The sequence below is a fragment of the Parapusillimonas granuli genome, assembly GCF_013416525.1.
GTDB lineage: Bacteria > Pseudomonadota > Gammaproteobacteria > Burkholderiales > Burkholderiaceae_B > Parapusillimonas > Parapusillimonas granuli.
The window spans coordinates 1-2140 of the sequence record NZ_JACCEM010000025.1 but is presented as its reverse complement, the minus strand read 5'-3'; the positions used below and the strand labels follow the sequence as shown (position 1 = coordinate 2140).

Annotated in this window: 2 rRNA genes; both read left to right on the top strand. The window is 55.0% G+C overall.

What is annotated here, in order from left to right:
- Window positions 1–1714, top strand: a 23S ribosomal RNA gene (locus H0A72_RS21870); the annotation flags it as partial.
- A 246-nt stretch (window positions 1715–1960) separates the two neighbouring features.
- Window positions 1961–2073 (top strand): 5S ribosomal RNA (rrf, locus tag H0A72_RS21865).
- Window positions 2074–2140: the final 67 nt, after the last annotated feature.

The window sequence follows — 2140 nt, the reverse complement described above, 5'->3', positions numbered from 1 at the left end:
GATATACGCGGTAGGAGAGCGTTCTGTAAGCCTGCGAAGGCAGATTGAGAAGTCTGCTGGAGGTATCAGAAGTGCGAATGCTGACATGAGTAGCGATAAAGGGGGTGAAAAGCCCCCTCGCCGTAAGTCCAAGGTTTCCTGCGCAACGTTCATCGGCGCAGGGTGAGTCGGCCCCTAAGGCGAGGCAGAGATGCGTAGCTGATGGGAAGCTGGTTAATATTCCAGCACCGTCGTAGGATGCGATGGGGGGACGGATTGCGAAAGGTCATCGGGGTGTTGGAAGTCCCCGTTGCTGCATCGAAGAAGGCGCTTTAGGCAAATCCGGGCGCGTAATTCAAGGGTGTGGCTGAATAGAGCTTAGGCTCTAGACTGATCGGCAGCAGTTCCAAGAAAAGCCTCTAAGCTTCAGTCCTACGAGACCGTACCGCAAACCGACACAGGTGGACGGGATGAATATTCCAAGGCGCTTGAGAGAACTCAGGAGAAGGAACTCGGCAAATTGATACCGTAACTTCGGGAGAAGGTATACCCTGCGTAGTGTGATGGGCCCGCGCCCTGAGCATGAAGGGGTCGCAGAGAATCGGTGGCTGCGACTGTTTATTAAAAACACAGCACTCTGCCAAGACGAAAGTCGACGTATAGGGTGTGACGCCTGCCCGGTGCCGGAAGGTTAAGTGATGGGGTGCAAGCTCTTGATCGAAGCCCCGGTAAACGGCGGCCGTAACTATAACGGTCCTAAGGTAGCGAAATTCCTTGTCGGGTAAGTTCCGACCTGCACGAATGGCGTAACGATGGCCACACTGTCTCCTCCTGAGACTCAGCGAAGTTGAAGTGTTTGTGATGATGCAATCTACCCGCGGCTAGACGGAAAGACCCCATGAACCTTTACTGTAGCTTTGCATTGGATTGTGAACCGGCCTGTGTAGGATAGGTGGGAGGCGTAGAACCCGAGTCGCCAGATTCGGGGGAGCCGACCTTGAAATACCACCCTGGTTTGTTTGCGGTTCTAACCTTGGCCCGTTATCCGGGTTGGGGACAGTGCATGGTGGGCAGTTTGACTGGGGCGGTCTCCTCCTAAAGTGTAACGGAGGAGTTCGAAGGTACGCTAGAGACGGTCGGAAATCGTCTTGATAGTGCAATGGCATAAGCGTGCTTGACTGTGAGACTGACAAGTCGAACAGGTGCGAAAGCAGGACATAGTGATCCGGTGGTTCTGAATGGAAGGGCCATCGCTCAACGGATAAAAGGTACTCTGGGGATAACAGGCTGATACCGCCCAAGAGTTCATATCGACGGCGGTGTTTGGCACCTCGATGTCGGCTCATCTCATCCTGGGGCTGTAGCCGGTCCCAAGGGTATGGCTGTTCGCCATTTAAAGAGGTACGTGAGCTGGGTTTAAAACGTCGTGAGACAGTTTGGTCCCTATCTGCCGTGGGCGTTGGATACTTGACGGAGCCTGCTCCTAGTACGAGAGGACCGGAGTGGACGTACCGCTGGTGTATCGGTTGTCATGCCAATGGCATTGCCGAGTAGCTACGTACGGAAGAGATAACCGCTGAAGGCATCTAAGCGGGAAACTCGTCTGAAGATTAGGTATCCCGGGGGCTAGACCCCCCTGAAGGGTCGTTCGAGACCAGGACGTTGATAGGCTGGGTGTGTAAGCGCAGTAATGCGCGCAGCTAACCAGTACTAATTGCCCGTGCGGCTTGATCCTATAACCTTGCAGGTTGTGGGTGTTCAAGTGCCGTTCAAACAAAGTGAAAGTCGCCGCCGCGCATGAAAAGGGCGGCGCACAACAGGCTGAGCTGACAAGCTCGGTACCCATCGCAAACCCGTATACGCAATACCTCCCAATACCCCAATTACCCAGTTGCTGCCGTCCCCCAAAGCGGGCGGCAGGGCTTCTTACCAGATTGGCCCAGGCCCTTGCCCCAAGCAAGGCCCCGGGCAACCCGTTACGCTTGACGACCATAGCAAGGTGGCCCCACCCCTTCCCATCCCGAACAGGACCGTGAAACGCCTTTGCGCCGATGATAGTGGACGTACGTCTGTGAAAGTAGGTCATCGTCAGGCTCTTATACCAAAAAACCCCCCAGCGACACATCGACTGGGGGGTTTTGCTTTGAACGCGCCTGAACAG